This window comes from Streptomyces sp. NPDC050422 (assembly GCF_044458665.1).
GTDB lineage: Bacteria > Actinomycetota > Actinomycetes > Streptomycetales > Streptomycetaceae > Streptomyces.
Genome location: NZ_JBITIE010000015.1, coordinates 1 through 24,773 on the forward strand (window position 1 = coordinate 1; position 24,773 = coordinate 24,773).

Sequence of the window (24,773 nt, forward strand, 5' to 3'; positions counted from 1 at the left end):
GATGATGACCGTGGTGGGCGTCCGAGCGGTGGGTTCGAGCGTCGTGACGACCGGCCGCGCGGGCCCCGTCGCGACGACGACAACCGCGGCGGTACGTCCGGTGGTGGCTTCCGCCGTGACGACAACCGCGGTGGTTCGTCCGGCGGTGGCTTCCGGGGTCAGCGGGACGACCGGGACAGGGGCGGCTACCGCGGGCGTGACGACCGCGGTGGTTACGAGCGGCGGGACGACCGGGAGCGTGAGCCCATCAAGCGGCTTCCGATTCCTGAGGACGTCACCGGTCACGAGATCGACAAGGACGTCCGCCAGGAGCTGATGAGCCTCCCGAAGACGCTCGCCGAGGACGTGGCCAGGAACCTGGTCATGGTCGCCCGCCTCATCGACGAGGACCCGGAGCAGGCGTACGCGTACTCGCGTATCGCCCTGCGGCTGGCCTCGCGTGTGGCCGCCGTGCGGGAGGCGGCCGGCTTCGCTGCCTACGCCACCCAGAAGTACGCCGAGGCCTTGGCGGAGTTCCGGGCGTCCCGGCGGATGACCGGGTCCGTGGAACTGTGGCCCGTCATGGCCGACTGCGAGCGCGGACTCGGCCGGCCCGAGCGGGCGATGGCCATGGCCGGTGAGCCCGAGGTCCAGAGGCTGGACAAGGCCGGTCAGGTCGAGATGCGTCTGGTGGCCGCCGGGGCCCGCAGGGACATGGGGCAGATCGATGCCGCCATCGTGACGCTGCAGAGCTCCGAGCTCGCTTCCAGCGCCGTGCACCCGTGGACGCCGCGTCTGCGGTACGCGTACGCGGACGCACTGCTGGCAGCGGGGCGCGAGGACGAGGCGCGTGAGTGGTTCGGGAAGGCCCTGGAGGCCGACAAGGACGGCTCCACGGACGCGTCGGACCGCCTTGCCGAGCTGGACGGTGTCGAGTTCGTCGACGCCCTTGGTGACGACGATGGCGATGCCGCCGCTCCCGCGGGCGTCGAGGCACCGGTCGTGGCCGATGCCGACGACGATATCGACGAGGACGACGACGAGGACGAGGACGACGACGGTCCCGTCAAGGCGTAACGCATAGGAAGAGGGCGGCACCCCCGGGGTGCCGCCCTCTTCTGCGTTCGGGAGGTTCAGCCGAGAGTGAGGCTGCGCAGGACCAGGCCCGTGGCGGGCTTGGGGCCGAAGGAGGTCGACTTGCGCGGCATGGTGACGCCCTGCCGGGCCAGGTCCCGTACGACTTCTTCGCGCACCGGGTGCATCAGCACCGCCGTGGAGCCGTGGCGCTCGGCCTGTTCGACCGCCGCCTCCGTGTCGTGGATGTAGGCGATGCGGGCCGGGTCGTCGGGGATCCGCCAGACGTGGTCGAGCAGGACCGAGTGCAGGACCGTCGCGTCGAGGGTGCGCCAGGCGGCCGGCCGGTCCGAGGGGACGGTACGGGCCAGGAGGGCCTCGTCCGGGCGGTCGACCAGATGGAAGCCGCCGTCGCCCGCGAGCAGGAAGGCGTTGCCCTCGGCCACCGCGTCGGCCAGAACGTCCAGGGCGTGGGGGAGCGGCCCTGCGACGGCGCGGACGCGGAACAGACCGCCCAGTGAGTCGAGCGCGTCGGCGACGGGCAGGCCGTGCAACAACCGGTGGATGGAGCGGACCCGGAGCGGGTAGCGGGTGGTGTCGACCAGAAGGACCAGACCGTAGTCCCAGGGGCCGGGGTCCGTGTGCTCCCGCTGGAGCCGCAGATAGGTGGCCCAGCGGTGGTGGCCGTCGGCGATGAGGGCCTGGCGACCGGCCAGGTCCGTTTCGATCTCCGTACGGTCGGTGAGGTCGGTGATCGCCCACAGGCGGTGGCTGTAGCCGTCCTCGGTGGTGGTGGCGAGAAGCGGCGGGCGGTGGACGGTCCGCTCGATGACCGCGGTCGCACCCGTCGCGCTGCCGTCGCTGCGGTAGGTCAGCAGGAGTGGCTCGAGATGGGCCGCGGTGGTCCGCATCAGGTCGGCGCGGTCCTCGACGACATGGGCCATCACGTCCTCGTGCGGGAGCACGATGCCGTCGGCGGGTTCCGAGAGCGCGAGTGCGCCGATGACGCCGCGCTGGAGGGTGTCGCCGTTTCGCTGCTCGTACACGTACAACGCCCGTTCGGGGTCGGGGGCCAGGACTCCCTCGGCCAGCCAGCGGTTCAGCGTCGCGGCGGCCTGTTCGTGCCGGGCGGCCGCGGAGTCGGCCTGGGGCAGGATCAGACGCACGATGTTGTGCGGATCCGCCGACTCAAGGTGGTGCAGCCCGTCGGGGCGTACGACGACGTCGTACGGGGGCGAGGTCACCGCGGCGAGACTGCCGACCTGCTCGGGGACGTAGCGCAGTCCACGGAACGGAATCAGACGCAGTCCCTGGTCCGCAGGGCCTCGTTCGTTCATCTTTTCCTCCTGTGTGGATACCCCGTGCTTTGGCCTGGGATTCGCCGCCAGGGCGGATCCCAGTGCTGTGACCCGCAGTTTTGATCCTAAGTCGCAGCCCCGCCAGCTCGTGAGCGTGATCACGAATCGGGTGAAGCGGGCGTTCAAGTACCGCTTCGTCAACTACAACGCGACCTCCGCGATGCTCACCTCGTGGAAGAAGTCCGTGCCGTTGCAGCAGACGCTGCGGCATCTGCAAGGCGCGTTCGGGAACTTCTGGCAGAAACGGGCCAAGTACCCGACCTTCAAGTCCCGGAAGAAGTCCGGAAGTCCGCTGAGTGCACCACCAGTGCTTTCCGCTTCCGCGACGGCAAACTGACCCTCGCCAAGATGCGTGCACCGCTCGACATCGTCTGGTCCCGTTCCCTTCCCGGAGGTGCGACGCTCTCAGGACGCGGCCGGGCGCTGGTTCGTCTCGCAAGATGCCACTGCACGTCCGGGGGGCGACCCACGACCGGGACGTGAACGCCGCGGAGAATGTGCCGGCCGAGGTGCTCTCGGTGACAGTCTGTGGAGCCGGTGTAAGACCTCAACGGAGTTCTCCGGGCGGGCAGTCGGCGACGAAGCAGAAAACCCCACGGCGCGAGCCGTGGGAATCCGCCTCCCGCGGGAGGGGGAGGACGTCGATTCCGCATCGTATGCGCATGTCCGGGATGCGCGATGATCGGGGGATACGCAGGCAATGAGGAGCGCGGGATATGAGTCAGGCGAGCAGGACCAGGCCGAGCGGGAGCAGCACCGCGCTGAGCGAGGCGTACGACACGGCGCTGCTCGATCTCGACGGGGTGGTGTACGCGGGCGGGCAGGCGATCGACCATGCCGTCGACGCCCTCGGCACCGCGAGGGACGGCGGGATGCACCTGGCGTACGTCACCAACAACGCGCTGCGGACCCCGGCCGCGGTGGCGGAGCACCTGACCGAACTGGGGGTGCCCGCCGAGGCCGCCGACGTGATCACGTCGGCGCAGGCCGTGGCACGGCTGGTCGCCGATCAGCTGCCGGCCGGGGCGCGGGTGCTCGTGATCGGGGGCGAGGGGCTGCGGGTGGCGCTGCGTGAACGCGGGCTGCAGCCGGTGGAGTCGGCGGACGACGACCCGGTCGCGGTGGCGCAGGGATACGGCGGGCCCGACATGACGTGGGGCCGGTTCGCCGAAGCCTCGTACGCGATCAACAGCGGGCTGCCGTGGTTCGCGTCCAACACGGATCTGACGATTCCGGGCGCCCGGGGCATCGCGCCGGGCAACGGGGCGGCCGTCGAGGTCGTACGGATCGCCACCGGGGCCGAGCCGCAGGTGGCGGGGAAGCCGCTGCCGCCGATGCACCGCGAGACGGTGCTGCGGACGGGGGCCGAGCGGCCGTTGGTGGTCGGGGACCGGCTCGACACGGACATCGAGGGGGCGTTCAACGGGGGAGTGGACTCCCTGCTGGTGCTCACCGGGGTGACGGACGCGGCGCAGTTGGTGGCCGCGGTGCCCGAGCACCGGCCGACGTACGTGGACGCCGACCTGCGCGGTCTGCTGACGGGTCAGCCCGAGGTGACGCGGACGGACGAGGCGTACGCCTGCGGCGGCTGGACGGCCTCCGTACGCGGCGAGGCGCTGGTGCTGGAGGGCGACGGGGACGCGCTCGACGGTCTGCGGGCGCTGTGCGGGGCCGCGTGGTCGCACGCCGGGGACGGCTCGTGCGCACTGGACGCGGGGAAGGCGGTGGCCCGGCTCGGGCTGTAGACCGAAGCGGCGGGCCGGCTCCGTCGGCTCGACCGTTTACAGGTCCCTGGAAGGCCGAGCTCATAGTTGGCTAGGCTAACCTAACCACGTGTTGGTTGAGAGTCCTCCGAACCCGAGCGCAGGCCCGATAGCCGCGCCGGACAGTGCCGCGCCCCCCAGGCGCCACGCGGTACGTGCCGCAGGGCTCCTGGTGGCGCTGGCCGCCCTGGTGCTCGTGTGCCTGGCGAGTATCGCGATCGGGGCCAAGGGGCTGCCGCTCGCCGATGTGTGGCACGGCCTGTTCCACTACGCGGGGAGCGGCGACGACGTCCTCGTACGGAAGGTGCGGATCCCCCGGACCGTGCTCGGGCTGATCGTGGGCGCCGCGCTCGGGCTCGCCGGGGCCGTGATGCAGGCCCTGACCCGCAACCCGCTGGCCGAGCCGGGGCTGCTCGGTGTCAACGCGGGGGCCTCGGCGGCCGTCGTCTCCGCCATCAGCTTCTTCGGCGTCACCTCGCTGACCGGTTATGTCTGGTTCGCCTTCGCCGGAGCCGCGATCGTCTCGGTCGCCGTGTACCTGCTCGGCGGGAGCCGGTCGGCGAACCCCGTACGTCTCGCGCTGGCCGGGACGGCGGTCACCGCCGCCCTGTACGGCTACGTCAACGCCGTACAGCTGCTGGATTCGGCGGCGCTGGACCGGCTGCGGTTCTGGACCGTCGGCTCGCTGGCCTCCGCGAACACGGAGACCGTCGGCAAGGTGTGGCCGTTCATCGCGGTCGGCGTACTGCTCACCCTGCTCATCGCGCGGCCGCTCAACGCCCTGGAGATGGGCGACGACACGGCGCAGGCCCTCGGCGCCCATCTGACCCGGACCCGGGTCCTCGCGATGCTCGCCGTCACCCTGCTGTGCGGCGCCGCGACGGCCGCGTGCGGGCCGATCGTCTTCATCGGGCTGATGATCCCGCACCTGGTGCGCTCGATCACCGGCCCCGACATGCGGTGGATCCTGCCGTACGCGGCCGTGCTCTCCCCGGTGCTCCTGCTCGGCGCGGACGTGGTCGGCCGGATCGTCGCCCGCCCGGCCGAACTGCAGGTCGGCATCGTCACCGCGCTGATCGGCGGGCCCGTCTTCATCCACCTCGTACGACGCAAGAGGATGTCCCAGCTGTGAAGGCCACCAAGGACGAGACGGCTGGGATCGTGGGGACGGCGCGGTCGGTGCGGGCCGTCCGGACGGCCGGCGGGTACTCGTTCCGGATGAACGTCCGGGCCTCCCTCGTCATCCTGCTGCTCGCAGCCGTGGCCGCGGGCGTGGCCGTCGTCCTCATCGGCAGCGGCGACTTCTCGATGACGCCGGGCGAGGTCGTCACCACGCTCTTCGGACACGGCACCTTCCAGCAGGAGTTCATCGTCACGGACCTGCGCCTGCCGCGGGTGCTCGTCGGACTCCTCGTCGGCGCGGCGCTCGGTGCCGGAGGCGCCGTCTTCCAGACCATCTCGCGCAACCCGCTCGGCAGCCCCGACGTGCTCGGCTTCGGCCAGGGCGCGACCGTGGGGGCGCTCACTGTGATCGTCCTGTTCCAGGGCGGTGCGGCGGCGGTCGCGGGCGGTGCGGTGGCCGGCGGTCTGCTCACCGGGGTCGCCGTCTACCTGCTGGCGTGGAAGCGCGGGGTGCACGGATTCCGGCTCGTCCTGGTGGGCATCGGCGCCGCCGCCATGCTCACCGCCGCGACCCAGTACCTGATCACCAAGGCCAACCTGGTCGACGCGACCCGCGCCGTGGTCTGGATGACCGGCTCGCTCGACGGCCGGGACTGGGCGCAGGTCTGGCCCCTGCTCGCGGTCTGCGCCGTGCTACTCCCGCTGGTGTTCGGGCACGGGCCCGCGCTGCGGGTGATGGAGATGGGCGACGACGCCGCGTACGCGCTCGGGGTACGGGTCGAGCGCACCCGGCTCGTCCTGATGGGCTCCGCCGTGCTGCTCGTCGCCGTGGCCACGGCCGCCGCCGGGCCGATCGCGTTCGTCTCGCTCAGCGCTCCGCAGCTCGCCCGCCGGCTCACCCGCTCCACCGGCCCCAACCTGGTGGCCGCGACCTTCATGGGGGCGGCGCTCCTCCTCGTGGCCGACTGGGTCTCGCTGGAGGCGTTCGGCGACCGGCAACTGCCCGTCGGCGTCGTCACCGGGGTGCTCGGTGGCTGCTACCTGCTGTGGCTCCTGGTCTCCGAGCGCAAGGCGGGCCGCATATGAAAGCCGGAGCACGGGGCGCGGCGCGGGCGCCCGGCGCCGTTCCCGCCCCTCGTTCGCTCACCGAAACCGATTCGACCCACCTCCGGAGTACGACCATGCAGCGCCTCACCGCCGACTCGGTGACCCTCGGCTATGACCAGCGGGTCATCGCGGAGAACCTCTCGGTCGAGATCCCCGACCACTCGTTCACCGTGATCGTAGGCCCCAACGCCTGCGGGAAGTCGACACTGCTGCGGGCACTCTCCCGGATGCTGAAGCCGGCCCGTGGCCGGGTGCTGCTGGACGGGGAGTCGATTCACGGTCTGCCCGCGAAGAAGGTCGCCAGGACCCTGGGGCTGCTGCCCCAGTCCTCGATCGCACCGGAGGGCATCACGGTGGCCGATCTCGTGGCCCGGGGGCGCTACCCGCACCAGGGGCTGCTGCGGCAGTGGTCGCCCGAGGACGAACGCATTGTCGAGGAATCGATGGCGTCGACCGGTGTCGGAACGCTGGGTGATCGCTATGTCGACGAATTGTCCGGCGGTCAGCGCCAGCGCGTCTGGATCGCGATGGCGCTCGCCCAGCAGACGCCGCTGCTGCTGCTCGACGAGCCGACGACGTACCTCGACATCCAGCATCAGATCGACGTGCTCGACCTGTGCGCCGAACTGCACGAGACGCAGGGGCGCACGCTGGTGGCGGTCCTGCACGATCTGAACCATGCCGCGCGGTACGCCACACACCTCATCGCCATGCGGGAGGGCGAGATCATCGCGGAGGGCGCGCCCGGGGAGATCGTCACCGCGGAGCTCGTGGAGCAGGTGTTCGGGCTGCGGTGCCAGGTGATCTCCGATCCGGAGACGGGGACGCCGCTGGTGGTTCCGGCTGCGCGGGTGCGCGGTGCGCGTGTTGCGGGGGCGGGGGCGAGCGCGTGACCTGCGGCCACGCCGTGTCCTCAAGCGCCGGTCGGGCTTGGAATGACGTCGTCAAGCGCCGGACGGGCTTGATTCGACTACAGCAGCGATCTGAGTTTCAGCAGGTCGCGGAAGCCGGCCTCCAGGCGGACCCGGCCCGAGCCCCACGCCTTGCCGAAGTTCAGTTCGCCGTCCACCATCGCCACCAGATCGTCCCCGGTCATCGCGAGGCGGATCTCCGCCTTCTCCCGGGGCGGTCCCTCGACCGTGTCCAGGACCTGGATCCGGCCGTCGGCGAGGCGTCCGGTGAACGTCACGTCGAGGTCCTTGATGTGGCAGCTGAGCGAACGGTCGAGCGCCGCCGCGCCGCGCACGTCGCCGTCGGCCCCCGCGAGGTTGTCGGAAAGTTTGTCGAGTGCGCTGCGGCACTCCGCCATGGTCGCCATCGCGAACGACGGTACCCCAGCCCTTCGCGGTAGCGTTTCCCACATGAGCGACTCGACGCCGGGGCCGGACACGGCCGCCGCGACCGCGCCCGGTCAGATGCCGGAGGACTCACCGCAGGAGCCGTCCCCCGCGGTGTCGCACGAGCCCGCGGGCCCGGCACCCCTCGGTGTCGTACGCACGCCCACGGACGACGCCGACGTGGACGCGCACCTGGAGCGTCTGGCCGATGCGGACCACCTCCCGGCGGACGGACACATCGAGGTGTACGAGGATGTACACCGTGGCCTGCGCGAATCGCTGACCGCGCTGGACGACTCGTACGACAACAGGAGCTGAACCGAACGTGGCAGGAGTGGCCCGTCGCCGCCTCGACGCCGAGCTGGTACGCCGAAAGCTCGCCCGCTCACGCGAGCATGCGAGCCAGCTGATCGCCGCAGGACGGGTGACCGTCGGCGGCAACACCGCGACCAAACCGGCCACCCAGGTCGAGACGAGCGCCGCCGTCGTCGTCACCAAGGACGACAGTGACCCCGAGTACGTCTCCCGGGGCGGCCACAAGCTGGCGGGCGCCCTCGCCGCCTTCGTCCCTCTCGGGCTGAAGGTGGAGGGGCGGCGGGCGCTGGACGCCGGGGCGTCGACCGGTGGCTTCACCGATGTGCTGCTGCGGGCCGGAGCGGCCCGCGTCCTCGCCGTGGACGTGGGTTACGGGCAGCTCGCCTGGTCGCTCCAGTCCGATGAACGCGTCACCGTCAAGGACCGTACCAATGTGCGGGAACTGACCCTGGACGCGATCGACGGCGAGGCGGTGGACCTGGTGGTGGGCGATCTGTCGTTCATCCCGCTCGGTCTCGTGCTGCCCGCCCTGGCGCGCTGCGCCGCCCCCGACGCGGACCTGGTCCTCATGGTCAAGCCGCAGTTCGAGGTCGGCAAGGAGCGCCTCGGCAGCGGCGGGGTGGTGCGCAGCCCCGATCTGCGCGCCGAAGCGGTACGGGAAGTGGCGCGCCGGGCCTGGGCACTGGGCCTGGGCGTCCGGGGTGTGACGGCGAGCCCGCTGCCCGGGCCGTCGGGGAACGTCGAGTACTTTCTGTGGCTGCGGGCCGGAGCACCGGAACTGGATCCCGCAGATGTCGACCGTGCAGTGGCGGAGGGGCCTCGTTGACGACGAATGCGGCACGAACAGTCTTTCTTTTGGCGCACACCGGCCGGCCGGCCGCGATCCGCAGCGCCGAGCTCGTCGTCCAGGGGCTGCTCCGCAGCGGCCTGGGCGTACGGGTCCTGGCCCATGAAGCGGCCGATCTGCCGCTGCCGCCCTCGGTGGAGACGGTCACCGATGCCACCCCCGAGGCGGTCAACGGCTGTGAGCTGCTGATCGTGCTGGGCGGCGACGGGACGCTGCTGCGGGGCGCGGAGCTCTCGCGCGCCTCCGGGGTCCCGATGCTGGGCGTCAACCTCGGCCGGGTCGGCTTCCTCGCCGAGGCCGAGCGTGACGACCTCGACAAGGTCGTCGACCGGGTCGTCACCCGGGCGTACACCGTCGAGGAACGCATGACGATCGACGTCCTCGTGCACAGCAACGGTGACGTCGTCCACACCGACTGGGCGCTCAACGAGGCGGCCGTGCAGAAGGTGTCGCCCGAGCGGATGCTGGAGGTCGTGCTGGAGATCGACGGCCGGCCGGTGACCGGGTTCGGCTGCGACGGCATCGTGTGCGCGACACCGACCGGCTCGACCGCGTACGCCTTCTCGGCCGGCGGCCCCGTCGTCTGGCCCGAGGTCGAGGCGCTCCTGATGGTCCCGATCAGCGCCCACGCGCTGTTCGCCAAGCCGTTGGTGACCTCGCCGACCTCGGTGCTCGCCGTCGAGGTCCAGCCGCACACCCCGCACGGGGTCCTGTGGTGCGACGGGCGCAGGACCGTGGAGCTGCCCGCGGGCGCACGGGTCGAGGTGCGGCGCGGTGCCGTGCCCGTACGGCTGGCGCGGCTGCACCAGGCGTCGTTCACGGACCGGCTGGTGGCCAAGTTCGCGCTGCCGGTGTCGGGGTGGCGCGGCGCCCCGCACTGACCCCCGGGCGGCTCCCGCACCGGTGGATCCGACGGCCCCGACCGCGACCCGTGTGCGCGCGGGCCACGAAACCTCGTATGGTCATGTCCGTGTTGGAGGAGATGCGGATACGGTCGCTCGGAGTCATCGACGACGCGGTGGTGGAACTGTCACCCGGTTTCACCGCGGTGACCGGTGAGACCGGCGCGGGCAAGACCATGGTCGTCACCAGCCTGGGGCTGCTGCTCGGCGGACGCGCCGATCCCGCCCTCGTGCGGATCGGGGCCAAGGCCGCGGTCGTCGAGGGCCGGATCACGGTGGCCGAGGGCGACGCGGCGGCGTTGCGGGCCGAGGAGGCCGGGGCCGAGATCGAGGACGGTGCGCTGCTCATCAGCCGTACCGTTTCCGCGGAGGGGCGCTCCCGGGCCCATCTCGGCGGCAGATCCGTGCCGGTGGGCGTGCTGGCCGAACTCGCCGACGAACTCGTCGCCGTGCACGGCCAGACCGACCAGCAGGGACTGCTCAAGCCCGCCCGGCAGCGGCAGGCCCTGGACCGGTTCGCGGGCGACGGCGTCGCCGTGCCCCATGCCACGTACGCGGCGGCCTACCGGCGGCTGCGCGAGGTCGCCGGTGAGCTCGACGAGCTGACGACGCGCGCCCGGGAGCGGGCCCAGGAAGCCGATCTGCTGCGCTTCGGCCTGAACGAGATCGCCGCCGTCGAACCGCTGCCCGGCGAGGACACCGAGCTCGCCGCCGAGGCGCAGCGCCTCGGCCACGCCGATGCGCTCGCCTTCGCCGCCGCACTCGCGCACACCGCGCTGGCCGGCAATCCCGAGGACCAGGAGGCCGTCGACGCGACGACCGTCGTCGCCGCCGCCGGGCAGGCCCTGGACGGGGTACGCGCTCACGACCCGGCGCTCGCCGCGCTGGCCGAGCGGGTCGGCGAGATCTCCATCCTGCTCGCCGACGTCGCGGGCGAACTGTCCGGGTACGCCGACCAGCTGGACTCCGATCCGCTGCGGCTCGCCGCGGTCGAGGAGCGCCGCGCCGCGCTCACCGCACTCACCCGCAAGTACGGCGTCGACATCGCCGCCGTGCTGGCCTGGGCCGAGGACGGGGTGGCCCGGCTGACCGAACTGGAGGGCGACGACGACCGGATCGGCGAGCTGACCGCGGAACGGGACGCGCTGCGCGCCGAACTCTCCGGCCTCGGCCAGGCGTTGAGTGATGCCCGCACGGAGGCCGCCGCCCTCTTCGCCGAAGCGGTGACCGCGGAACTCGCCTCCCTCGCCATGCCGCACGCACGCGTCTCCTTCGACATCCGGCAGACCGAGGCGGCGGACGAGGCGTCCGGCATCGAGATCGGCGGACGCAACGTGGCCTACGGGCCGTCCGGCGCCGACGAGGTCGAACTCCTGCTGGCCCCGCACCCGGGCGCCCAGCCCCGTCCGATCGCCAAGGGGGCGTCGGGCGGCGAACTGTCCCGGGTGATGCTCGCCGTCGAGGTGGTCTTCGCCGGTTCCGACCCCGTACCCACCTATCTCTTCGACGAGGTCGACGCGGGCGTCGGCGGCAAGGCGGCCGTCGAGGTCGGCCGGCGGCTCGCGAAGCTCGCCAGGTCGGCCCAGGTCGTGGTCGTCACCCACCTGCCCCAGGTGGCCGCGTTCGCCGACCGGCAGCTGCTGGTCGAGAAGACCGTGGACGGCTCGGTCACCCGGAGCGGCGTCACGGTCCTGGAGGGCGAGGACCGGGTACGGGAACTGTCCCGGATGCTCGCGGGCCAGGAGGACTCCGAGACGGCCCGGGCGCACGCGGAGGAGCTGCTGGCCACGGCACGGGCCGACGGATAGGGCCTGTGCGGGGGCGTCCCTTCCCGGCGTCCGGGGCCGTTCCGGTCCTTCACGGATTTCACCCGTGCGGGTGGTGCGCCACGCCCGGTTTGTCGCGGTGCGCACCGGCGTATCGGGCCGGCCGTGCCGGAACGTGCGTACGGACTGGCATCCTTGGCCGTGTACGTACGGTCGCGGGTGACCCCGTTACCCCCGACTCGGGAGCCCCGGGAGCCAATCAACGTGTCACAGCTGCGTACGGTCCAAGTGCTGGGCGGCGGCAGCGCGGGCAGCAGCGCCCATGTCGGTTCGCTGGCCGCCGGACTGATCGCGCGCGGTGTGCAGGTCACGGTCTGCGCGCCGGCCGCGCTGGACCGTGCCTACGCGTTCTCCGCCACGGGGGCCCACTTCGCGCCGGTGCCGCGGCGCGGTGACCCCGCCGCCGTCGCCGCGCTGCGGGCCGCCTGCGCCGGGGCCGACGTGGTGCACGCGCACGGGCTGCACGCCGCGGTGCGGGCCGCCCTTGCGCTGGGCGGCCGCCGGATCCCGCTGGTCGTCACCTGGCACACCCGGGCCCAGGCCGAGGGCGCGCGCCGACGGCTGCTGCACCTGCTGGAGCGAAGAGCCGCCCGATCGGCGTCGGTGGTGCTCGGCGCATCGTCGGACCTGGTCGACCGGGCCCGGCGCCGCGGCGCGCGCGACGCCCGCCTCGCGCCCGTCGCCGTACCCGCCCCGCACGACCCCCTGCCGGTGCCCGACGGTAAGGTGCGGGCCGAACTGGGCGCCGTGGAACGGCCGTTGATCATGGCCGTGGGCAGTCTCGTGCCGCATCACGGGTACGGCACGCTGCTCGACGCGGCACGGATGTGGCGCCGGCTCGACCCCGTACCCCTGCTGGTCATCGCGGGCGAAGGGCGGGAACGGGCGGCGCTGCGGCGCCGGATCAAGGCCGAGGACCTGCCCGTCTCGCTGATCGGCAGCCGCACCGACATCCCCGAACTCCTGGCCGCCGCAGATCTGGTCGTGCTGCCCAGCCGCTGGGAGGCGCGTTCGGTGCTGGCCCAGGAGGCTTTGCGGATCGGGGCACCACTGGTCGCCACCGCGGTCGGCGGTGTACCCGAACTCGTGGGTGACGCGGCGGAACTCGTGCCGTACGCGAACGCGGAGGCGCTCGCCCGGGCCGTGGCCCGCCTGCTCGGCGATCCGGCGGAACGGGCGCGGCTGGCAGCCGCAGGCCCCCGGCAGGCGGCGAGTTGGCCGACCGAGGACGACACGATCGCCCAAGTGCTCAGCGTGTACGACGAGTTGGTTCAGCCGCTCGCGGTGGCCCGTACCCGCTGAGGCCGCCCGTCACGTCGCGTGGCGGCGGGCGCGCAGGGCCAGGCTCAGCGCCAGGACGGCCTGCGGGTCGTCCAGATCGGTGCCGAGCAGCTCACCGATGCGGGCCAGGCGGTTGTACAGGGTCTGACGGTTCAGATGCAGCTCGCGCGCCGTCTCCGCCTTGCGGCCCGCATGGGCCAGATACGTCTCCAGCGTGGGCAGCAGCGGCGGGCGCGAGGTGCGGTCGTGATCGCGCAGCGGGCCGATCGCCCGCTCGACGAACGCCGCCAGATCCGGATGGTCCCGCAGCCGCCACAGCAGCAGGTCGATGTCGAGACGCCGGGCGTCGTACCAGGGCCGGTCGTCCAGCCCCTGCGCAGCCGTGGCCGTCTCCGCCGCATGCCGCAGCCCCGCACCGGCCGCCGCCCAGCCGCCCGCCACCCCGACCACCACGACGGGGGGATGGGAACCCGCCCGCTCCAGACCGGCCCGCTCCACCCCGGCCCGCAGCGCCGCGGCCACCCGGTCGGCCACCGCCGTACGCTCCGTCTCCGTACGCAGCCCCAGCAGCAGCGGCACCCGGCCCTCCACCGGCCGCACCCCGAGCAGCACCGGCACCCCCACCGAGGACAGCTCCTCCAGGACCGCGCGCGCCAGCAGCGCCCAGTTGCCGGAGGGGGAGAGCTCCGGGGCCAGCCGCATCACCACGGGCAGCAGCGGCATCTCGCCCGGCTTGAAGCCCAGTACGCGGGCCTGCGCCGGCGCGTCCTCGGGGGGGATCCGGCCCTCCGCCAGATCGGTGAGGAAGTCGCCCCGGCCCCGTGCCGCGAGCTCCTCCTCCTGACGGGCCTGCATCAGGACCACCGCGAGGATGCCCGCCGCCCGCTCCGCCGCCATCCGGTGCACCGGCACCAGCGGCCCGTCGACCGCCAGCAGGACCAGCCTCGCCCGCACCGAGCCGGTTCCCGGGCCACCGCCCGGCACATCCACCAGCACCGCGCCGACGGGGGGCGACTCGCGGGCCGCCCGGCCGCCGCGCATCCCGTCCCAGACCTGGAGCGGATCGGGGGAGGCCGGGCCCGACTCGGTGCCCGCCGCGTACAGCAGCTGACCGTCCGCCGTCTCCAGGAAGACCGGGTTGGCCGTGAAGTCCGCCAGGATGCCGAGCACCTGGGGCACACCGCCGCCACCGAGCAGCGCCTGGGTGCAGCGCCGGTGGACCTCCTCGGCCTGCTGCAGGAGCGCGTAGTGACCGTTGACGATCTCGGTGTGGATCTCCTCCGTCACCGTCACGAACGGCACCTCGCGGTGCAGCTGGACCAGGGGCATCCCGGCCGCGCGGGCGGCGTCCACGATCGAGGACGGCAGTCTGCTGAAGCGCGGCCCGAGCTCCACCACGAGCGCGGCGATGCCGCGGTCGGCGAGCCGGCGGACGAACGCGCGCTGCTCGGCGGGGCGGGTGCCGAGCCCCAGACCGGTGGTGAGGAGCAGCTCACCGCCCTTGAGCAGCGACGCGATGTTGGGGACCTCGCCGGCGTGCACCCAGCGCACGGTGCGGCCGAGCCGGTCCGCGCCGGTCACCACTTCGGGGAGTCCGCTGCGCAGCCCCGGCAGCTCAAGGGCTCGCTGCACGGTGATGCCGCCTTGGGTCTCCACTGGCTCTGGCCTCGCGCTTCGCTTCGGTCGGACCGGGCGGCCGCATGCTTGCGGTCACCCTGGTCAGGAAGGTACCGGCCCGGAGCGGCGGGGGCGTCGTCGGGGCGGCGGGCCGTTGACAGGGGCCGGACCCGCTGCGATCTTGAAATTTCTGTACCCGGACGAGTGGGAGAAACCATGGGCGTCGATGCGTCGCCGCACGATGAGCCCCTGCCCGGCCCGCTGCCCGGCCCCCTGGTCGGCGCCGACTGGCTCGCGGGGAGGCTCGGCTCTCCGGGGCTGCTGGTGCTCGACGCCTCCGTCGGCGCGCACCGCGCGTCCCCGCGGCGAATCCCGGGGGCGCGGCCGTTCGACATCGACGGGGCGCTCTCCGACCACACGGGGGCGTTGCCCCACACGATGCCCGATGCCGCGCGGTTCACCGACGAGCTGCGCTCCCTGGGCCTCCACGACGGCGACACGGTCGTGGTCTACGACGCGGTGGGCATCTACTCCGGCCCCCGGGCCTGGTGGATGCTCCGGGCCATGGGCTTCGACCGGGTCGCGGTGCTCGACGGGGGCCTGCCCGGCTGGGCGGCTGCCGGGCTGCCGGTGGAGAGCGGCGCGCCCGCCGCCGCCCCGGAGCGCGGTGACTTCACGGCGGTGCCGCGCGCGGGACTGCTCGTGGGTGCCGACGAGGTGGCGGCGGCCCTCACGGACCCGGCATCCGCCGTCTTCGACGCCCGGTCCCGGGAACGCTTCCGCGGCATGGCCCCCGAGCCGCGTGCGGGCCTGCGCGGCGGCCATATGCCCGGGGCGGTCAACCTGCCCTTCGGCGAGATCCAGCACGAGGGCCGGATGCGCCCGGCGGCGGAACTGCGGGCCGCTTTCGGCGACCTGGCGCCGGGCCGGGAGCGGCTGTTCTTCAGCTGCGGATCGGGTGTCACCGCCTGCGTCCTGACGCTGGGCGCCGCGCTGGCCGGCTACCGCGACCTGGCGGTGTACGACGGCTCCTGGAGCGAGTGGGGGCTGCCGTCGGAGCTCCGCCCGGTCGTGACGGACCGGGCGGCTCAGGCCGGCTGACGAGAGTGCCACAGTGAGCCGTCCGGCCCACCGCGGCCCGTGTAGGTTCCGGCGAGCCGTGTCCTCTGGAGCTGCAGTGACCTGCACTTTCAGGCCGGATTCCGTGGTCGTGTCAGTGAGACAGTCCCGCTTTCGTGTCATTTTCCTCAGCGAACGGAAGAGCCAACGGCCGCTCACTGATGGCGGCTCCAGTCGGCGGACCTCGGCCCGTGACGCCGCAGCCGCTGGTCATTGACCTGAACCTCTAGATGAGGCCAGGCTGTGGCCAGGCGCGAAAGATCGGCATCCTCAGGCAAGGGCACCGAACCCAGCGACTCGTCCGGCTTGAAATGGGCCGGCGTCCCGGTCGTGCCATCGACCTCGACGGGTTCAAGGTCACTGACGGGAACGCCGTGTTCGTAGCGCTGGGTCCAGGCCCCATTGAGGCGACGGTTGGTATGGACTAGGGCGTGTCCTGTAGGTCGGCACGCAGCCATAACACGATGGCGGCGATGATGATTTCTGAGCGGTAGTAGCTGCGTTCCGGGCTGGTGAGCGCGATCCCGCGAGCTCAACAATCGACCGGCTCCGCTGATCGACATCCACGCCGTTTGAACAGAGTCCCGAATTCACCCACCTCGCCAGACCGCGCGGGGTTACACCGAGTGACCGGCCTCGAACGTCGAAACGATGCCGCCGACCGCAGATCGGCAGGTCCGATCTGTCCGAGCATCGGTGCCGTTCCCATTCCCGGCTTCCCAGCGTCGTGCGCGCATAACGCTAGGCTGACCGGCAAAAGAGACACTCATTCATGCGATCACGAAAACCACGCGCGATCCTCGCTGCCGCGTTCTTTGCGGCGGTGACTGCGGTGGTGCTCACCAGACGTTACCGGCCGGCGCTCAAGATGACGGGGCTTCGCAACCCGGTACCCGGCCGGCGGTTATGGGTGTCGGCAGGCTGGCCGTCACAGCCGCGTCCACCGGCGGACTCCAGTTGACCGCCAACGAGCGTGAACGCATCTCGAAGTCCATCGCGGCGGTTACCACCGATTCCGATATCGGTGCTGCGCTCACCGTTCGGCGCCGTCGGTCGCCGGCGCGACTGAGCCGTCCACCGCGTGCACCAGAGCCTGGTAGAGCAGATGCGGGCCGGCGCCGCTGTAACCCCCCGCCGAACAGGTGCCTGAGGAGAAGTGTCGCCGTTATCATTGACCGGTGATCGGCAACCTTGAGTCGTTTCAGGACGAGCTGGCCGCCAGCGGGTTTCCGCCGCTGGTCAACAAGCTGGCCGGGGCCGGCTTCCGGGGCGGGATCGCCACCCGTGACCTCGGGCCGCTGCGGCTGGTCTCCCTCGACACGCCCGAGAGCGCCTGCATCGGGCGGGAGCGCGACGCCACCGACGGCGAGAACCTGGCGGTCAAGGTGATGACCCGGGGCCGGACGCGGATCGAGCAAGGGCGCGGCGACGCCGAACTCGGGCCGACCGACCTGGTACTGCTCGATCCCACGCGTACGCTCCGGTTCGAGAGCACCGCCGCGGCGCACGTCACCATCCTGGTTCCGCGCCGGGAGCTTCGGATCCGGCCCGCGCAGATCGACCGGCTCATCGGCGTACGCATCGACGGCAGCCACGGCCCGGGCGCTCTCGTCTCCGTGCTGGCCCGGGAGTCGGCGTGGTCGGCGACGGAGTTCCGCGAGGCGGAGGCGCTGCGGTCGGCGGCGGCCGTCGTCGAGCTGATCGCGGTCGCACTGGAGGCCCGGCTCGGCGACGAACAGCCGGCCCCGGACGAGTGGCTGCGGAGCCGGATCGCCGGCTACATCGAGACCCGGCTGGCCGATCCCGATCTGTCCCCGCCTGGCATCGCCGCCACCCACAACATATCCGTACGCCGGCTGCACAAGCTGTTCGAGGACCAGCCGCTCACCGTCGCGGCCCTGATCCGCTGTCGCCGCCTGGAGCGCTGCCGGGCCGAGCTGACCGGAAGCAAACGTACGGTCACCGCCGTGGCCGCCCGGTGGGGATTCTCCGATCCCACCCATTTCAGCAAGCTCTTCAAGGCGACGTACGGCTACAACGCCCGTGCACTGGTATCCAGCAACCGTGCACAGACGACCAAGACGCGCACAGCCGGCCCGGACAAGGATGGTGGTGACCAAGGCAGGCAATAGCAATAGGAGAAGTCGTGGCGAAGGTAAACATCGTCCGCCCCGGTGAGGGCGAGATCCTCGGCAGCGGGGCGCAGCAGATCCGCATCCTGGAGAACGGCGAGCACACCGACCACCGGCTGGGGTTCGCCGAGGTCACCATTCCGCCGGGCACCCCGAGCCCGTTGCAGCATCGCCACGCCCAGCATGACGAGGGCTTCTACGTGCTGGCGGGAACTTTCCGGTTCACCGTCGGCGAGGACCAATACGACGCCGGGCCGGGCACCTGGGTCATCGTGCCGACCGGGGCGCCGCACACGTTCGCCAACGTCGGCGACGAGAACGCGGTCATGCTGAACACCTTCACGCCGGACCTGTATGTGCAGTACTTCCGCGACTTCAAGGCCATGATCGATTCCGGGCAGCCGGTCAACGCCGAGACCATGCAACCGCTCTGGAAGAACTACGCCACCGAGATCTCGAACGAATACGCCTCGTGAAGCGCCTTCAATACGACCGCTACGGCGGCCCGGAGGTGATGCGGCTCGCTGAGTTCGAGCCACCACGCCCGGGTCCGGACGAGGTTCTCGTCCGCGTCCGAGCGGCGGCTTCCAACGCGCTGGACTGGAAGATGCGCAACGGCGAGATGAAGTTGATGACCGGTCGCTCCTTTCCCCGGGCGATGGGGCACGACTTCGCCGGAGTCGTCGAGGCGGTCGGCGCCGGCGTCACCCGCTTGAACGCCGGCGACGCGGTACTCGGCGGGGCTCGTTTCCGGCAGGCGGGGGCGTTCGCCGAGATGGTGACGGTCCCGGAGAAGGCGGTCGTGCTCAAACCGGTGGACCTTTCGTACGAGCAGGCCGCCGCGCTGCCGACCGTGGGCGTGACCGCCTACCAGGCCACGGCGGAGGTCCGTCCCGGGCAGGCGGTCTTCGTCAACGGGTGCCTGGGCGGGGTGGGCCGGGCCGCCGTCCAGTTTGCCCGGGCGCGGGGAGCCTCGGTCGCCGGCAGTTGCCGCAACCCTGCGGCTGACGAGGCCCACGAGCTCGGCGTCGAGCCGGTCGTGGGTTTCGGCTTCGACCCGGCCGCCCTCGCGGAACGGTTCGATCTCGTCCTCGACACGCCCGGCATGCTTCCCTTCGCCGCGGCCCGAACGCTGCTGAAGCCCGGCGGAACCATCGTCGACATCGTCCCAACCCCGGCCAAAATGATCAGAAGCGCACTGCCCGGCCCGTTCCGGGCGATGATCGGCCGACCGGTGACCGCCGACCTGGAGGAGGTGGCCCGGACCCTGCGCCTGCCCATTGCCCGTACGGTCCCGTTGGCCGAGGCGATTCCCGCCCTGACGGAGCTGGAGCGCGAGCAGCGCCCGAAGGGCGGCAAACTGGTCATCGCCATGGCCGGAAGCTAAGCCGGGCCGAGCTCGGGCGTGTCCTGTAGGTCGGCACACAGCCATCCTTGGTTCCGTGGCCCCGTGGCGTGGATCGCTGCGACTACGGCTTCACCGATCTGGGTCAGTTTCATCGGTGATGCCGTGGTTGTACGAGTGAGAAGTGGGTGTCCGATCTCGCGACGCAGTCTTCCAACTCTCGTGATCAGGGCCGTGTGGTGGGTTCCGAGTGCTTCGGCGGCTTCCTTGAGCGTCCGATAGCGGGACACTGCGGCAAACTCGCGGAGGCGGTCCCATGCGCCGGGCCCCGTGAAGGCAGGACGGAGGATTTCCGGTGCCTCTCTGGCCTGAGCGGCCAGCTGCGCAAGTTCGGGGCGGGTGTGTCCGTTCACCTTGGTCACGGGGATGCCGTGCAGCTTGGCCCTTCGGGTCATGGTCGTGGGGCAGACGGCATTTTCTCACGCCCGCTTCGGAAGTCATGATGGCCGGGCAGTGATCCGCTGACGAGCTGAGTCCCAGACCTCCTCGAACTCCTCGGAAGTCAGCTGCTCCGGATCATGGCCTTCCCACTCCGAGACGGGCAGTTCTGCTGTGATCCCGAACCTGCTGTCGTACTCGTCGAGGCGGCCTGCGTCGTAGGCCCGCTGCCATTCCGCGAGGGAGGCTGCTGCGACCGGGGTCAGCGCAGGCCCTTCGAGCTCGATCTGTCGGGTCACCCAGCCTTCGGTGTCGACCTCGAAGTAGAACCAGACGTCTTCCTCGTCCCAATGGCAGCGCATCCATGTCGTCACCAGCCCATGATGGCGAAGCCCTCTGGCTACTCGTCGAGTCGATGTCAGAGCCGTGTTGGAGGATCACGCCATGCTGATTGCAACTGACGAGGCGGGGCGCGTGGGGAAGAAGCCCACGAAACCGGCGATAGGCAGGATGCTGGCCAACCTCCAGCGCGGGAACGCGCACCTGGTCCTGGAACGCGTGGAGGAGGGTATGGAGGGCAGCTGGTATGTCCAGGTACTGCTGCGCGACGACAACACGTACCAACTCGAATTCCGGGACGGCGTGGCGGCCGAGCACTATCAGACTCGGACCATCTTCCAGGAGAAGGTGCAGACCGCCATGCTCGGCTGGGCAGCCATCAAGGCGGACTGGAAGAACGGCTTCATGTGGAACAACATCGGCTCGCAGTTCGGAGCAGAAGACGCTCAGCAGCCGGGCTGACTCGACTTGCTTGTCTCACGGCCGCTTCATAAGTGCAGCCGATATGAAGCGGAGCGTGAGACTGCGCAGCGAAATCTGAGACCCTACAAGAACAGGAGGCATGAATCCCGCTAACATGTCGGATCCGACACGGCTACGACATCTCCGCGTGGTATCCGACGCGGGAAACGGGATCCCACAGCAGGTGTAGGTTCCTATGAATTGCGTCATTCCGTGACTCGCTGACCAGGGAGTCTGCGGTTCAGTACCACTGCTGTGTCCTGAGATTTGTCCTGCGGTGGTGTCCTTTTCCGCGACTGCCAGGGGCTGCTGAGCAGATCGCCGATCGGGATCTGACGAGCTGGTGCGGTCAGCGAGTAGTAGATGCGGCATCGGCCGCCGTGCGGACGTTCTTCACGGGGTTCATCGCGAGCGGCGAGCCAGCTGGCTTCAGCAAAGCGCTTGAGCTGGTTCTGGATGGTGGCGCGAGACATTCCGGTGCGGGTCTGGATCTGCGCCGCGTAGGTCTCTTGGCCAGCGTATTCAAGGAGGTGTTTCAGTAAAGGAACTATGGTCGGCGGGATATGAAAGTGAGCGAGTGCTGGTAGGTCAGAATCCAGGGAGGCAAACGCGCATCCATACCATCGGCTACCGCCTCCGCAGATTCGATTTCAGCACGGCTCGGCATCGGCTCGAACTTCGGCCCGAGGGCTTCACACATGAGATTCTGAACCTGTGGATCATTCACATCTCGCAGCAGCGAAGCTCCGCGCCTGGTTGGGTGTTGGGCTGAATGGCGAACCGAGCGGTGGAACAGTTCAGCGGCGAGGTCGACTTCCAGGCGATTGAACTGCCCGGTGAGCGCGCTGGGTCTGACCTTGAGGTATGCGGCGGCAGTTGTGAGCGTGGGAAAGGTCATGAGGATCTGGAAGCGCCGCAGGCGGAGCCATCCGTGCAGGTTCCCTTCCGTTACTTTCCTGATGTCGGCTGGGACGGAACTGTCTAAGGGCTGTCCCGCAATTCCTGGCGGGCGCACGACGACAGCTACGGCACCTCGCCGCGTTGTCGAAACGCCCGAATACATCCAGTATGCGGGCGCCTCTCCGCCTTGCGATGCACCGCATCTGACGCCGCGCGCTGATCCACCAGGAATTGCGGGACAGCCCTTAGTTTCCTATTCATGATGGGCCAGCTGTGAACGCCGAACAGGCGGCGCGGGATTCCGAGGTGATCGAGTCTTCGGCGGACGACATCACCTTTTGTTCCTAGTTCTTGTCCGAGGTCATCAGCAGAGCGGGCCCGGTTGACCTTCTTCCTGGAGGATGCGACGGTGGAGTTTCCGGGAGAAAGCGAGCACGGCTGTGGTCTTGCCCAGCCCGGGAAAGGCGTCGAGTGCGATACCGCCCTTGACCTTGTCGCTGTCCTGGTCGTTGCTGTCGAAGATGTCCGAGAGATCTACGTGCAGCTCTTCCATCTGCGGTGTCACCAGCGGGCCGAGATTCGCATGCCACTTTCGGCGCCCGCGGTTGTATTCGGCAAGGGCCGCCTCTCCCAGCGACTTCAACTGCCGACGGGACAGAGGTTCCGGACGTGGCCGGGGCGGTGCGTCTGCCAGGCGTCCGAAGCCCTCCTTGCGGGACAGCGTGAGGTGGTCCAGTCGCGAGCGCAGATCGGCTTCCTCGCCCTGGGCCCGGGGCCGCTTACTCGTCGTCATCGATGTCCTTCAGGGCGGTGGCGTAGAAGTCGAGTTCCTCTTCCAGTTCCTCCAGGCCGTCGGCGTCGTCATCGCCCGCCTCCGGCTCCCGGTCCTGGACGGTCTCGATCGGCGGAGGGGCCAGCTGCTCGGGTAGGGACAGCACGCGGGCGACCGACGGCAGCGACCGCACGTCGTCGGCCGGCGTTCCTGGGAGGTCCAGGGCCGTCTGTTCACGGGAGAGCCGCAGCGCCATCCGCCGTTCGACCAGGGATGTTCCCAGGCCGAGGTTCCATCGCTTCAGCAGCAGGGCGATGGCGAGCCGGTCGTCGGGGTAGGTGTGTTCCTTCGCGGCCAGGCGCCGGGCGAACTGCAGAGCCTCCTCGCTCAGCGGCATGTTCAGGCTGGGGGCGTGCCTGCGGTGATACGTCACTGCGGTCCACTCGCGGATGATCGCCTCCAACTCGTGGTGAAAGAAGAAGGCGTCCTTCTCCGGGTTCAGCCCACGCGAGTGGATGTCCGGTCCCTTGTAGCCGGGCAGCCGCTGCAGCAGGTCTTCCCGCAGGGTGCGGAAGAACCGCTCCACCGGCCCCTTGTCCCGGCCCGTCCGCAGCCTCGCTGGTTGCACCGAGATCCCCATCCGGCGGCAGACGCTGGTCAGATGCGCCGACACGTAGATCTTTCCGTGGTCGACGATCAGCGTCTCCGGCGCCACCTTCGGCCCCCATACCCCGGTGACGGGCCCGTGGACGGCCTCGGCCTCCACCAGAACCCCGCGCGGAATCCCGTGCTCGGGCCAGGCGGCCTCTCTCGGCCAGCTCTCCGGAACCAACTGGGGACGGTATGCCTGATAGAGAACGGCCGCGGCATCGATCGCCTTCGTCGACACCGGTGTCACCCGCAGGCCGATGATGCAGCGGGTGTACCAGTCCATCGCAACGGTCAGCTCCGCTTGCATCCACCGCAACGTCACAGGGTCGAGGGCGAACACATCGAGCCGGGTGGTGTCCATCAGCACGTACTCGCCCGGCCGCGTGGGCCGCAGCTTGCCGTAGACCTTCCGCGGGCGGTCGGCGATGTCCCGGTTGCGCTGGGTACTCAGCCGGAAGGTCGGATGGCGCCGTTCCAGCTCCTGCATCCACCGATATGCCGTCGTCCGCGGTGGCACCGGCACCTTCACCAGCTTGAACGTGGATTTGACGCGGGCCTCGACCTCTTCCAGCACCACCTTCACCGAGGGCCGCGACTCCCGCTCGTACTCCTTCAGCACCTCTACCGCGGCCTCAACCCAGCGCGGGTCGGCGTTGCCCAGCCCGCCGTCCGACTGCGCGGTCTTCGGCACCAGCCCCGCCTCGCCGAATTCGCGGAAGGCGCGGGCCCACCGGCGCACCGTGCGCTCGGTTACTCCCATCTCCACCGCCTTGGCCTCATACCGGGCCTTCAGCGGCAACCCGGCGGCGTACTGAGGGCGCGGTTCATTAGGCTGCGGAAGGTGCTCGCTGCCAGAGCGATAGCCCGTCAGCATTTCCCGGACGTGCGCGGTCCGCTTCAGGACGTCCTTCTGCTCGTCCTTGGTCAGCCGGCTCAGCACCACCGCGGCGACGTCCTCGTCATCGGCGGCAGACGGGCCCGACCTGTCGTGGATCAGCTCGACGCGATCGGAGGTCAGCAGTTCGCGCAGCGACATCCGGGCCAGTCGGTTGCGTCCGTCCTTGAGGACGACCTCCATGCCCGTGGCCAGGCTGGCGAACTCCACAACCTCGACCGTCTCGCCGTCCAGCCGGAAGTGCGTGCCGACCCCCAGCTTCGTCGCCGCCCCGCTCATGCGGCCCTCCGCAACACGTGCGCAGCGCTCAGCGGCCGGTCCAGTGCGGTCGTCACATGCCCGGACCACAACAGGTGCAGCACCGCGGACTTCACCAGCGGCTGGGGACACTCCGGCAGCAGCCGGAAGGCATCGCCCAGCGGCATCCCGTCCAGATCAGCGGTCCGCAGCGCGGCCACCAGATCAGGGTCGAACAGTCAGTCGCGGCGGTAGCCGGCCAGAAACCGGATGTTCTCCAGCACGTGAGGATCCGGCTCGCTCCACACCTCGTACTGCCACCCGCGCGACGCGACCGCCTCGCGCGTCCAGGCGAAGGTGAAGGCGACCTCCGGCTTCTGAAGCCAGCGGCGCGGCTTGACGTCCACGACCACCGGGCCGTCGTCTGTCAGCAGCAGGTAGTCCGGGATGTGCTTGCGGATCTTGCCGTCAACATCGGTCTTGAGCAGGAACGGCTGGGCGACGATGTGCCGCACCTCTGGGGCGAAGTCAGCGAACAGCAGCCGCCCCAGCTCCAGCCGCGACTCGTAGATCACGTGGTCGCCCATGGTGGCCGACCAGTACGTGCCCGAATAGTGCTGCTGTCCCTTGAACCAGCGGAACGTCCGCCAGGGCCGAGCCTCCCGCAGCAGCCCGAGCGGCACCGACGACCACTCCAGGTCATCCACCACGGCCACGTCATCACGCCGGACACTCAGCCGTACCGGTGCGGCCACCGCTGTACCCATCAGACCATCAACCCCGTGCGTTCCGAGGCGCCCCACTGGCCGCCGGACGCCGAAGTCCTGCCCCTGCCGCGTACGCAGACGACGACCGGGGAGGTCCTGTACACAAAGAGGGGAACTACTCGCACACTGGGCATGAATCCCATCCCCCTGTCCTATTGGCCACGCGGTGGACACCACCGCTGGGACGA

The 24,773-nt window shown here is 70.5% G+C and carries 25 protein-coding genes and 1 pseudogene; 16 read left to right on the forward strand and 10 right to left on the reverse strand.

Translation table 11 applies throughout. From position 1 onward, the window contains the following. Positions 1 to 315: 315 nt before the first annotated feature. Entirely contained in the window at positions 316 to 1,056 is a 741-nt protein-coding gene (locus ACIBJG_RS23740) for a tetratricopeptide repeat protein (protein ID WP_399310472.1), read from the forward strand. A gap of 56 nt (positions 1,057 to 1,112) precedes the next feature. On the opposite strand, the gene ACIBJG_RS23745 is transcribed toward ACIBJG_RS23740, so the two are convergent. Further along, positions 1,113 to 2,390 (reverse strand): DUF1015 family protein, encoded by a 1,278-nt coding sequence (locus ACIBJG_RS23745; RefSeq protein WP_399310183.1) that lies wholly within the window; start codon positions 2,388 to 2,390, stop codon positions 1,113 to 1,115. Between the two features lie 109 nt (positions 2,391 to 2,499). Between ACIBJG_RS23745 and ACIBJG_RS23750 the strand changes: the two are divergent. The 5 genes and pseudogenes from ACIBJG_RS23750 to ACIBJG_RS23770 all read left to right on the forward strand — a co-directional run. Beyond that, a pseudogene (locus tag ACIBJG_RS23750) lies at positions 2,500 to 3,019 on the forward strand (hypothetical protein); the annotation flags it as partial. Between the two features lie 108 nt (positions 3,020 to 3,127). Next, positions 3,128 to 4,156, forward strand: coding sequence for an HAD-IIA family hydrolase (locus tag ACIBJG_RS23755; protein ID WP_399310185.1), 1,029 nt, complete (start codon positions 3,128 to 3,130; stop codon positions 4,154 to 4,156). Between the two features lie 190 nt (positions 4,157 to 4,346). Next, positions 4,347 to 5,306, forward strand: coding sequence for a FecCD family ABC transporter permease (locus tag ACIBJG_RS23760; RefSeq protein ID WP_399310473.1), 960 nt, complete (start codon positions 4,347 to 4,349; stop codon positions 5,304 to 5,306). After that, complete coding sequence (locus tag ACIBJG_RS23765) at positions 5,303 to 6,382, forward strand: FecCD family ABC transporter permease (protein WP_399310186.1); 1,080 nt, start codon at positions 5,303 to 5,305, stop codon at positions 6,380 to 6,382. Before ACIBJG_RS23760 ends, ACIBJG_RS23765 begins: the two co-directional genes overlap by 4 nt. Before the next feature lie 95 nt (positions 6,383 to 6,477). After that, a complete protein-coding gene (locus ACIBJG_RS23770) occupies positions 6,478 to 7,296 on the forward strand; it encodes an ABC transporter ATP-binding protein (RefSeq protein ID WP_399310188.1) in 819 nt (272 codons plus the stop codon). A 77-nt stretch (positions 7,297 to 7,373) separates the two neighbouring features. Here the strand turns inward: ACIBJG_RS23770 and ACIBJG_RS23775 are convergent, their stop codons facing one another. After that, the gene (locus ACIBJG_RS23775) at positions 7,374 to 7,721 is read right to left on the reverse strand and encodes an SCP2 sterol-binding domain-containing protein (protein WP_399310189.1); all 348 of its coding nucleotides are present in this window, start codon (positions 7,719 to 7,721) and stop codon (positions 7,374 to 7,376) included. A 97-nt stretch (positions 7,722 to 7,818) separates the two neighbouring features. On the opposite strand from ACIBJG_RS23775, the gene ACIBJG_RS23780 reads away from it, so the two are divergent. The 5 genes from ACIBJG_RS23780 to ACIBJG_RS23800 all read left to right on the forward strand — a co-directional run bounded on the left by ACIBJG_RS23780 (position 7,819) and on the right by ACIBJG_RS23800 (position 12,932). Continuing rightward, complete coding sequence (locus tag ACIBJG_RS23780) at positions 7,819 to 8,058, forward strand: hypothetical protein (RefSeq protein WP_399310475.1); 240 nt, start codon at positions 7,819 to 7,821, stop codon at positions 8,056 to 8,058. 7 nt (positions 8,059 to 8,065) lie between these two features. Next, positions 8,066 to 8,881, forward strand: coding sequence for a TlyA family RNA methyltransferase (locus ACIBJG_RS23785; RefSeq protein WP_399310191.1), 816 nt, complete (start codon positions 8,066 to 8,068; stop codon positions 8,879 to 8,881). Continuing rightward, entirely contained in the window at positions 8,878 to 9,783 is a 906-nt protein-coding gene (locus tag ACIBJG_RS23790) for an NAD kinase (RefSeq protein ID WP_399310193.1), read from the forward strand. The genes ACIBJG_RS23785 and ACIBJG_RS23790 overlap by 4 nt, the downstream gene beginning before the upstream one ends. A gap of 83 nt (positions 9,784 to 9,866) precedes the next feature. Continuing rightward, positions 9,867 to 11,612, forward strand: a complete 1,746-nt coding sequence (gene recN, locus ACIBJG_RS23795) for a DNA repair protein RecN (RefSeq protein WP_399310194.1) — start codon at positions 9,867 to 9,869, stop codon at positions 11,610 to 11,612. A 222-nt stretch (positions 11,613 to 11,834) separates the two neighbouring features. After that, entirely contained in the window at positions 11,835 to 12,932 is a 1,098-nt protein-coding gene (locus tag ACIBJG_RS23800) for a glycosyltransferase family 4 protein (protein WP_399310196.1), read from the forward strand. 9 nt (positions 12,933 to 12,941) lie between these two features. Here the strand turns inward: ACIBJG_RS23800 and ACIBJG_RS23805 are convergent, their stop codons facing one another. Beyond that, entirely contained in the window at positions 12,942 to 14,567 is a 1,626-nt protein-coding gene (locus tag ACIBJG_RS23805; RefSeq protein WP_399310198.1) for a PucR family transcriptional regulator, read from the reverse strand. 177 nt (positions 14,568 to 14,744) lie between these two features. Between ACIBJG_RS23805 and ACIBJG_RS23810 the strand changes: the two genes are divergently transcribed. The 4 genes from ACIBJG_RS23810 to ACIBJG_RS23825 all read left to right on the forward strand — a co-directional run bounded on the left by ACIBJG_RS23810 (position 14,745) and on the right by ACIBJG_RS23825 (position 19,166). Next, positions 14,745 to 15,629, forward strand: coding sequence for a sulfurtransferase (locus ACIBJG_RS23810; RefSeq protein WP_399310200.1), 885 nt, complete (start codon positions 14,745 to 14,747; stop codon positions 15,627 to 15,629). Between the two features lie 1,196 nt (positions 15,630 to 16,825). Next, positions 16,826 to 17,779: a helix-turn-helix domain-containing protein gene (locus ACIBJG_RS23815; protein WP_399310202.1), complete on the forward strand. Its 954-nt coding sequence runs from the start codon at positions 16,826 to 16,828 to the stop codon at positions 17,777 to 17,779. 14 nt (positions 17,780 to 17,793) lie between these two features. Further along, entirely contained in the window at positions 17,794 to 18,255 is a 462-nt protein-coding gene (locus tag ACIBJG_RS23820) for a cupin domain-containing protein (RefSeq protein ID WP_024494953.1), read from the forward strand. Beyond that, the gene (locus ACIBJG_RS23825) at positions 18,252 to 19,166 is read left to right on the forward strand and encodes an NADP-dependent oxidoreductase (protein ID WP_399310204.1); all 915 of its coding nucleotides are present in this window, start codon (positions 18,252 to 18,254) and stop codon (positions 19,164 to 19,166) included. Before ACIBJG_RS23820 ends, ACIBJG_RS23825 begins: the two co-directional genes overlap by 4 nt. Here the strand turns inward: ACIBJG_RS23825 and ACIBJG_RS23830 are convergent. Then, a complete protein-coding gene (locus ACIBJG_RS23830) occupies positions 19,163 to 19,579 on the reverse strand; it encodes a LysR family transcriptional regulator (protein ID WP_363073354.1) in 417 nt (138 codons plus the stop codon). The two genes, ACIBJG_RS23825 and ACIBJG_RS23830, sit on opposite strands and share 4 nt — an antisense overlap. A 42-nt stretch (positions 19,580 to 19,621) precedes the next feature. Beyond that, the gene (locus ACIBJG_RS23835; RefSeq protein WP_363073374.1) at positions 19,622 to 19,924 is read right to left on the reverse strand and encodes a hypothetical protein; all 303 of its coding nucleotides are present in this window, start codon (positions 19,922 to 19,924) and stop codon (positions 19,622 to 19,624) included. 82 nt (positions 19,925 to 20,006) lie between these two features. Between ACIBJG_RS23835 and ACIBJG_RS23840 the strand changes: the two genes are divergently transcribed. Beyond that, positions 20,007 to 20,363, forward strand: a complete 357-nt coding sequence (locus tag ACIBJG_RS23840) for a hypothetical protein (RefSeq protein WP_399310206.1) — start codon at positions 20,007 to 20,009, stop codon at positions 20,361 to 20,363. Between the two features lie 547 nt (positions 20,364 to 20,910). Here ACIBJG_RS23840 and ACIBJG_RS23845 read toward each other — a convergent pair. From ACIBJG_RS23845 to ACIBJG_RS23865, 5 genes are all read right to left on the reverse strand, one after another. Beyond that, a complete protein-coding gene (locus ACIBJG_RS23845) occupies positions 20,911 to 21,426 on the reverse strand; it encodes a LysR family transcriptional regulator (protein WP_399310208.1) in 516 nt (171 codons plus the stop codon). Between the two features lie 201 nt (positions 21,427 to 21,627). Further along, positions 21,628 to 22,056 carry a hypothetical protein gene (locus ACIBJG_RS23850; protein WP_399310209.1) on the reverse strand — a complete coding sequence of 143 codons (429 nt, stop codon included), beginning with the start codon at positions 22,054 to 22,056 and terminating at the stop codon, positions 21,628 to 21,630. Then, positions 22,043 to 23,860 (reverse strand): helix-turn-helix domain-containing protein, encoded by a 1,818-nt coding sequence (locus tag ACIBJG_RS23855; protein ID WP_399310211.1) that lies wholly within the window; start codon positions 23,858 to 23,860, stop codon positions 22,043 to 22,045. The genes ACIBJG_RS23850 and ACIBJG_RS23855 overlap by 14 nt, the downstream gene beginning before the upstream one ends. After that, the gene (locus ACIBJG_RS23860; protein ID WP_399310212.1) at positions 23,857 to 24,039 is read right to left on the reverse strand and encodes a hypothetical protein; all 183 of its coding nucleotides are present in this window, start codon (positions 24,037 to 24,039) and stop codon (positions 23,857 to 23,859) included. The genes ACIBJG_RS23855 and ACIBJG_RS23860 overlap by 4 nt, the downstream gene beginning before the upstream one ends. Before the next feature lie 18 nt (positions 24,040 to 24,057). Beyond that, entirely contained in the window at positions 24,058 to 24,585 is a 528-nt protein-coding gene (locus tag ACIBJG_RS23865; RefSeq protein WP_399310214.1) for a TnsA-like heteromeric transposase endonuclease subunit, read from the reverse strand. Positions 24,586 to 24,773 lie beyond the last annotated feature (188 nt).